The 4775-nt window shown below is 39.9% G+C and carries 7 protein-coding genes; 1 reads left to right on the top strand and 6 read right to left on the bottom strand.

Features of this window, described 5'->3' with window-relative positions; genetic code table 11:
- From SORDD15_RS01250 to SORDD15_RS01235, 4 genes are all read right to left on the bottom strand, one after another.
- Positions 1–842, bottom strand: an 842-nt coding sequence (locus tag SORDD15_RS01250) for a cation:proton antiporter domain-containing protein (protein WP_196756220.1), incomplete at its 3' end; no start/stop codon positions are given.
- Positions 843–853: 11 nt separating this feature from the next.
- Positions 854–1108 (bottom strand): hypothetical protein, encoded by a 255-nt coding sequence (locus SORDD15_RS01245; protein ID WP_061413666.1) that lies wholly within the window; start codon positions 1106–1108, stop codon positions 854–856.
- The gene (locus SORDD15_RS01240; protein WP_061413663.1) at positions 1101–1658 is read right to left on the bottom strand and encodes a tRNA 5-(aminomethyl)-2-thiouridylate-methyltransferase MnmM; all 558 of its coding nucleotides are present in this window, start codon (positions 1656–1658) and stop codon (positions 1101–1103) included. Before SORDD15_RS01240 ends, SORDD15_RS01245 begins: the two co-directional genes overlap by 8 nt.
- Positions 1642–2598 carry a tRNA modification radical SAM protein MnmL/YtqA gene (locus tag SORDD15_RS01235; RefSeq protein ID WP_061413661.1) on the bottom strand — a complete coding sequence of 319 codons (957 nt, stop codon included), beginning with the start codon at positions 2596–2598 and terminating at the stop codon, positions 1642–1644. Before SORDD15_RS01235 ends, SORDD15_RS01240 begins: the two co-directional genes overlap by 17 nt.
- Before the next feature lie 91 nt (positions 2599–2689).
- On the opposite strand from SORDD15_RS01235, the gene SORDD15_RS01230 reads away from it, so the two are divergent.
- On the top strand, positions 2690–3049 hold the full coding sequence (locus SORDD15_RS01230) for a DUF3397 domain-containing protein (protein ID WP_061413659.1): 360 nt from the start codon (positions 2690–2692) through the stop codon (positions 3047–3049).
- Positions 3050–3131: 82 nt separating this feature from the next.
- On the opposite strand, the gene SORDD15_RS01225 is transcribed toward SORDD15_RS01230, so the two are convergent.
- Both SORDD15_RS01225 and SORDD15_RS01220 read right to left on the bottom strand, forming a co-directional pair.
- On the bottom strand, positions 3132–3872 hold the full coding sequence (locus SORDD15_RS01225) for a class I SAM-dependent methyltransferase (protein ID WP_061413657.1): 741 nt from the start codon (positions 3870–3872) through the stop codon (positions 3132–3134).
- A gap of 207 nt (positions 3873–4079) precedes the next feature.
- A partial coding sequence (locus tag SORDD15_RS01220) for a Cna B-type domain-containing protein (RefSeq protein WP_155718773.1) occupies positions 4080–4775 on the bottom strand: 696 nt, incomplete at its 5' end.

Below are 4775 nucleotides of genomic sequence, written 5' to 3'. Positions count from 1 at the left end.
AGCATGAAGGTCACGGTGTGCCAGACGGTCTCTGTGACGGTGTCTACCTGAGCTTCGAGGAGCGTAATTTTTTTGAATCGACTAGCCTTTAAAATACCCGCAACCACTACTGCAATAATACCTGAAACATGGATTTCTTCAGCGATAAAGAAGGTCATGAGAGGCAAACTCAGTTCAAGCAAGAGTTCACTCGCTATATCCGTCGCTCGCACACTCAGTAAAAATGTATGCAAGAAACGATTGATCATTGCCGTCACAAAACCGACTGCAAAACCACCAAGGATCGAAAGCGCTAGGGATATTCCAGCCTGACTGAGTGAAAAAGCGCCTGTTGTCCATGCAGCTAGTGCCACCCGAAAGGCTACCAAGCCAGAAGCATCATTTAAAAGCCCTTCTCCTTTGAGAATATTGGATACCCGTTTTGGAAAACGAAAACGCTCAGAAAGAGAAGCAAAGGCTACCAGATCCGTCGGACCAAGCGCTGCCCCAACAGCCAAACAGGCAGCCAAGGGAAGACTCAGCCAAAGGAAGTGAGCCAAGGATCCCAAACTCAAGGTCGAGATGAAAATCACTGGAAAGATTAAGTAGACAATGATGCGCCAGTGTTTTAAAACAGATGTAATATCGGCTTCTTCTGCCTCTCGGAAAAGTAAGGGGCCAATAACCATGGCCAGAAACAGCTCTGTATTAAGATGAAAGTCAGTATTGGGCAAAAAAAGACCAATGCCAAGCCCCAAAAGGATTTGTACAAGGGGGAGGGGCAAAAAAGGCAAAAGTTTATTGGTCGTAGTTGAAACGATTAAGACTAATAAAAATAGAATCAAGTAAATGAGTAATTCCACACAATTCCTCCTTAATCTTTTTTACAACAAGATTCAAAAATCTCCTTTTGCTCTTGGATTTTATGATCGATTTTAGAACAATCTTTGTGCTCAATTTTTTTCTGGCAACGCTCCATCTCAAGCATGACTAATTTTTTCTTAATTTTCAGCATTTTTCTACTCATATGCGCTTCGTCTAAGACACCAACTGCTCGTTCGTGTTGGGTCGATTCAACAAAATGCTGACGCATGGTTTCTATTTTTTCATGTAAATATTGCTTATCCATGATGATACCTTTCTAACTTTTCAATCATAACTAAAAACGGTGGATTGTTAACTTGGTTGAGAGTCCGATAAATGGCAGCTGTATACTCTTGTTGGTTCAACTGGCTAACAAACTCCAATACAGCATCCCTCTCGGTATCTCCTCCTTCATGACCATAGTAGATCATGATAGCAATCCGTCCCCCTTTGACAAGCAAATGACACAGCTTTTCTAATGCTTCGATAGTAGTCTGAGGTTGTGTGATGACGGATTTGTCAGCAGAAGGCAGATAACCCAGATTAAAAATCCCTGCCTTAGCTTCTGTCACAAACTGGTCTAGTGTCTCATGACCTTGCAAGATTAACTGGGCATTTGTCATTCCAGCCTGACCCAAACGCTCTTGCGTCTTCTCCAAAGCCTGCTCCTGGACATCAAAGGCATAGACTTGCTTAGCTAGCTTGGCTAAAAATAGGGTATCATGACCATTGCCCATGGTCGCATCCACTACGATATCCTCTTTTGTCACAACTTCCGCTAAAAAATCATGTGCCATCTCAAGTGGTCTTTTCATTTTTAAACTCCTGTTTTACGGCCTTGCATCCTTGCACACTTCCACGATGTCGCATTTCAGTTTCAATAGCATTTAGCACTTCCCATTTATTGAGGCTCCACATGGGACCAATCAGCATATCTCTAGGTGCATCTCCTGTAATCCGATGGATGACAATATGCTTGGGAATGATTTCCAACTGGTCACAGATGACCTTGACATACTCATCCTGACTCATCAGTTGCAAGCGTCCTTCGTGGTAATCCCGCTGCATGCGCGTATTGGTCATGAGGTGAAGCAAGTGCAGTTTAATTCCTTGAATATCATTGTCCGTGACACAGCGACGGACATTTTCAATCATCATCTCATGAGTCTCACCGGGCAAACCATTGATCAAATGGGAAACAATCTCAATCTTGGGATATTTCCTCAAGCGTTTTACTGTTTCAACATACAATTCATAAGAATGGGCACGGTTAATCAGGTCAGAGGTTGCTTCAAAGGTTGTCTGCAAGCCCAATTCAACCGTCACATGCATGCGCTCCGATAACTCAGCCAAATATTCGATGGTTTCGTCTGGCAGACAGTCTGGCCGCGTTCCGATATTGATTCCTACTACACCTGGCTCGTTGATAGCCTGCTCGTAACGTTCTCGAATCACTTCCACCTTTTCATGGGTGTTGGTAAAGTTTTGGAAATAAACTAGATATTTTTTAACATCTGGCCATTTGCGGTGCATAAAGTCAATTTCCTTATAAAATTGCTCACGAATAGGGGCATCCGGTGCCACGATGGCATCTCCAGAACCTGAAACCGTACAAAAAGTACAGCCCCCATGAGCTACAGTTCCATCCCGATTTGGACAGTCAAATCCCGCATCGATAGGAACTTTGAAAGTCTTCTCTCCAAAAAGTTTTCGATAATAATCATTCAAGGTATTATAAGATTTCATAACTTTCATTATAACAAAAAACACCTACAATCTCAAAAGCCTGACTTTCCAACAAATTCCCTTGTTTCTCATTTCCTTTAGCGTTTTTTTATGATACAATATGGGTATGATTTTAATGAAAATAGCATCTATTTTATTATTGATATTAACCTTGGTGGTTTGCTTTATTGTCACCAAGCTTTTCGGACTTAGGAAAATAGGATTTAATTTCGCGGATCTAGCTTTTCCACTTTTGGTATTTGAGTACTACCTGATTACTGCTAAAGCCTTTACCCACAACTTTCTACCGCGACTTGGAGTCGCACTTTCTCTCCTGGCAATCCTCCTTGTAGTCTTTTTCCTTGTCAAAAAACGAAGTTTTTATTACCCTAAATTCATCAAATTCTTCTGGAGAGCCGGTTTTCTCCTTACCTTAATCATTTACATTGCTATGATTATCGAATTGATGATGCTCCCATAAAAAACATTCCCTCAGACAGCTGTCTAAGGGAATGTTTTTATCTTCATAACTTGTTTTCTAAGCTCTATCAAGATACTTTATCTTATTTCCTAAATGTTAAGGCGTAGAATTTACCATCCCAAAGAAGTTTCATTTCCTTTTCCTTAACTTCGCTTGGAACAGCATTCTCAATTTCACTCAAATCAACAGTAGCATCTTTGAAATAATCCTTACTAAAATGATTTTTCTTATATTGCTGATCCACATAGTCAGCCGTCTCATCTGCAATTAAAAGCTTGGTTCCTGGCTTCGCCACTCGTAGCATTTCCTGCATAGCCTTGGCCTTATCATTGAAAAAATTGATTCCGCCAATATGGTAGACAATGTCAAAACTATTATCCGCAAAGGGTAAATCCTCCGCGCAAGCATGGAAAAGTTGCAAATTGGTCTTTTTAGCGCAAGATTTCTGGCATTTTTTTAGCATACTGATAGAAATATCCACCCCTACAAAGTCTAAACTTTTCAGGTCAATTGTCTCAGGAATATAACGTAGGTCTTGACCAGTCCCGATAGAGACATAAAGAACAGATAAATTATCTTTCCATTCTATTTCCTCCATCAGATCCCTTCTCAACTTATCAATTGCTTTGCCGTGGAGAAGTGGTCCTATCCATTTCTCACTCATATCGTACCAGCGAGCCATACGGTTATACATGGTCATGTATTTAGCATTATCTCCAGATAGATGATCTGGATTAAGAGACAGATAGATAGCCCCATCTTTTTGAAAATTTTCCACCTCTAAACCTGACTTCAATTTATCTTGTAATCTTGTTTCAATCATATGCAACATCTCCTTTTTTTATTTGTCACCTATTATAGTGGAACTCATCGCAAAAACAATAGCTTTTTAGTAAGTGGCAACTATCCACTTGTATCCGGTAGTAGAATCAGGGTCAGTTACAAAAAAACAAGTGCCAATTTCCATTGACACTTATTTCCACTTTTAAACTGTGTTGCAAAATTTCGTGAAAGATACCGTTTAAAAAACTTAATCTTCTTTTTTGCGTCTTGCCAAGAATCCTGTTCCCAATCCAAGAAGGGCGATTCCAGCTACTAGAGCTACTTGGTTAGATTCACTTCCTGTATTAGGCAATTCCCCACCTTTTTTAGGCTTACCTGGTTCATTTGGTTTACCTGGTGTTGGTTTTTCTGGAGTATGTGTATTTGTGATATTGAAGCCTTCTACTTCAGATGTATAACCATCAACTGGAACTTCTACTACAGAGTATTTGATTTCTTGACCATTTTCTTTATAACGATCAAGCCCTGTAAACTCATAAGCCCACTCGTTATCTGATAGAGCTGTTGCTTTTGTAACTTTTACTGTCTTATCAGTTTCTTTACCATCCGCAAGAAGTTTCACTGTGATAGAATCTGGACGGATACCGTCTTTGTTATTTTCATCATTCCAGATCTTCTTACCTTTTACAGCAATTTTCTCTGGTGTACGTTTGTTGGTAATAGTGTACTTACCGTCTTTTTCTGAAGTAATTGTTGTTTCGTATGATGCAACAGCTACTTCTTTGACTTTGTACTCGATTAGTTTACCATTTTCATACTTAGGAAGTGCTTTTGATTCGAACTTCCAGCCAGTTTTTTCTGAAACTTCAATTTCTTGAACAACTTTTTCGCCGTTAAGAATTTGAACTTTCACAGATTTTGTACGTTTACCGTCTTGGTTGTT

The organism is Streptococcus oralis, assembly GCF_001578935.1.
In the GTDB taxonomy this organism is placed as follows: Bacteria; Bacillota; Bacilli; order Lactobacillales; family Streptococcaceae; genus Streptococcus; species Streptococcus oralis_R.
The sequence above is the reverse complement of the archived record's forward strand: the minus strand, read 5'-3'. Positions and strand labels throughout refer to the sequence as shown.

Bases quoted from the DNA above. Each gene is read 5' to 3' on its own strand.
- SORDD15_RS01240 (WP_061413663.1), bottom strand. From the start codon at position 1,658: ATGAAAAGACCACTTGAGATGGCACATGATTTTTTAGCGGAAGTTGTG.
- SORDD15_RS01235 (WP_061413661.1), bottom strand. From the start codon at position 2,598: ATGAAAGTTATGAAATCTTATAATACCTTGAATGATTATTATCGAAAA.
- SORDD15_RS01230 (WP_061413659.1), top strand. From the start codon at position 2,690: ATGGGTATGATTTTAATGAAAATAGCATCTATTTTATTATTGATATTA.
- SORDD15_RS01225 (WP_061413657.1), bottom strand. From the start codon at position 3,872: ATGATTGAAACAAGATTACAAGATAAATTGAAGTCAGGTTTAGAGGTG.
- SORDD15_RS01245 (WP_061413666.1), bottom strand. From the start codon at position 1,108: ATGGATAAGCAATATTTACATGAAAAAATAGAAACCATGCGTCAGCAT.